This is a genomic window from Nocardia sp. 852002-51101_SCH5132738 (assembly GCF_001665695.1).
GTDB classification, from domain to species: domain Bacteria; phylum Actinomycetota; class Actinomycetes; order Mycobacteriales; family Mycobacteriaceae; genus Nocardia; species Nocardia nova.
In genome coordinates this window covers 1-2,149 of sequence record NZ_LZML01000174.1, presented here as the reverse complement: position 1 = coordinate 2,149, position 2,149 = coordinate 1, and the positions used below count along the sequence as shown (strand labels likewise).

Below are 2,149 nucleotides of genomic sequence, written 5' to 3'. Positions count from 1 at the left end.
TCCCCCTGACCAGGTGATATGTCAGGGGGATGTGGTGGCCAAGGCCGGGATCGAACCGGCGACCTTCCGCTTTTCAGTCAGGTGAATATCCGCAGGTCAGAGACAAGTTTTCCAGCGGCGTGCGATTCATGTGCAACTCAGGTCAGTGCTTCACGACGATGGTCCGGGGCAGGTCGATAGCGTTTCCACGGGCAGCCAACCGGCTCAGTTCGGCCGCAACCTCCTTGTCTCGGCCGTCGACAGCATGCAGGTACCGGACCGCTGCCGCCGTCGAGGCGTGACCCAGCCGTTTCTTGAGATCGGCCAGGGTCGCCCCGGTGCTGGCAGCCAGGGTCTGTCCGGTGTGACGCAGATCGTGAAAGCTGACATCCACACCAACGCGATTGCGCGCACGGACGAACGCCTGATAGACCGCGTTTCCCCGCATGCGCTCACCGTCTCGGCCGACGAACAGCCACGTTTCGCCCGCCCAGTTCTTCAGGTGGTCGACCAAGTACGGCCGCAGGTGCGGAGGGATGGAGACGGCCCTTTTGCCGGCATCGGTTTTGGGGTCCTTGTCGAACGCCTGCCCCGTCTCCAGCAGTTCTTCGCGGGTTCGCCGTACCCACACCTGATTTGCCGAAAGATCGAGATCGATCCGGGCCAGTCCGATCACTTCCCCTCGGCGCAGACCGCACCAGGCAGCCAGAAGCACCGCCGCCCGGTATCGCGGGGTGATCTTGTCCACCAGTTCGGCGACCTCCGCCGTCGTTGCGATGGTTCGTTCTTTGGCACGATCCGAACCCGCGCCCTTGATCGTGCACGGATTTGCCGAAATGGCGTTGTCCCGCTTGGCCTGGTTCATCACGGTTCGCAGGAACCGATAGGACTGCGCGATGGACGTTTTGCCGCCCTTGCCCGCCAATGCCTTGGCGTACCACTCCCGGACCACAGGCGGAGTGATCGCAACCAATGGCCGGTCCAGCAGATCGACCATGTGGAGCCGCATATTCCGCCGGCACGTTTCCGCCCAGCGTCGGCCCACGTCGGGGTTGTCCCGCAGGTATGCGTTGGCGTAATCCTCGAACCGCTGCCGCCCCAACTTCTCATCGAGCCAGGCACCGCGGCTGATGTCGGCCTCTACCGCGACCAACCAACGATCCGCGTCCGTCTTGGTGCGAAACGTCTGAGGTGCGTTCTGCCGCTTGCCATTCGGGCCGATAAACGACGCTTGATACTTCCCGGACGGCAGCTTGCGGACGAAGCCGAAACGACGACGACCAGCCATCAGGCCACCGCCTTGCCGCCGTGCCACTGCACCGAGACCGGATCGACTCGGCCGGCCTGAGCGAACTCTTCGAGATCGGAGAGCTTGAACCGCACGTGTCCACCGATCTTGTAGAAGACCACCCGACGCTCTGCGACGAGACGACGAACGAATCGAACCCCCGTGCCGAGGTAGAGCGCAGCTCCCTCGACGTCCACATATCTCCCGTTGACCTCCATCACCGGTCCCCTTCCTATGCTGCGATCTGGATTGCCGAATGTTGTTGTTCGCCTGGTGGACTGGCTGCCAGGCGAGCGGTTTCGTATTGGGCGCGCCATCTGATCTTTTGTGCAATGCGCGCCATGATCAGGTGCTCTCGCGGTGGCACGTTCTTGTCTCCCGGTTCGACCGGTTTCACGATCAGCCGGGAGGGGTCCGGGCGCTGGATACCGACTGCGGCGAGGATTTGCCGAACAAACTCGGCACGGTCGGCCTTGTGATCCGGGAGGGTCTTGCCGGTCCAGCGACGCGACACCAGCACCCGACGTCCGCGCAGGCCGAGGGTGTCTCGGCGATGGGCTTTGCCCTTGCAGCGGCCGGGCTGGGTCTTGTCGCTGGCGCCCTTGGGAACGATGCCGTAGCGCAGCCAGATACCGCACTGAGGCGAGCACGGCACCTTCTGCAGCTCCGCGTGAAGCCGGTCGTAATGGCGTGCAGCACGATCGGTCTGCGGCTCGATCACCTCACCGATCGACTTGGTGAGGTACTTGGTCAGGTAGCCGACATGCCGCGCCGCCTCCTCCGTGCCACCGAGAACACCCCGGATGTGTTTCGGGTCGATCTGCTCGCCGAAGCGCACCACATGCGCCGGTTCGAGGTCATCCACCGTGTCCAGCACCGCGA

General features: G+C 63.8%; 3 protein-coding genes. All 3 read right to left on the bottom strand.

All coding sequences use genetic code 11. The features are described 5' to 3' along the window. Nucleotides 1-142: 142 nt before the first annotated feature. Complete coding sequence (gene xerC / locus A5789_RS26115) at nt 143-1,267, bottom strand: tyrosine recombinase XerC (protein WP_064902328.1); 1,125 nt, start codon at nt 1,265-1,267, stop codon at nt 143-145. Next, the gene (locus A5789_RS26110) at nt 1,267-1,485 is read right to left on the bottom strand and encodes a helix-turn-helix domain-containing protein (protein ID WP_064902327.1); all 219 of its coding nucleotides are present in this window, start codon (nt 1,483-1,485) and stop codon (nt 1,267-1,269) included. The genes xerC and A5789_RS26110 overlap by 1 nt, the downstream gene beginning before the upstream one ends. Before the next feature lie 14 nt (nt 1,486-1,499). Continuing rightward, a partial coding sequence (locus A5789_RS37465; RefSeq protein WP_369828816.1) for a replication initiator occupies nt 1,500-2,149 on the bottom strand: 650 nt, incomplete at its 5' end.

Excerpts from the sequence above, each read along its gene's own strand:
- xerC (WP_064902328.1), bottom strand. The coding sequence starts at position 1,267 with ATGGCTGGTCGTCGTCGTTTCGGCTTCGTCCGCAAGCTGCCGTCCGGG.
- A5789_RS26110 (WP_064902327.1), bottom strand. The coding sequence starts at position 1,485 with ATGGAGGTCAACGGGAGATATGTGGACGTCGAGGGAGCTGCGCTCTAC.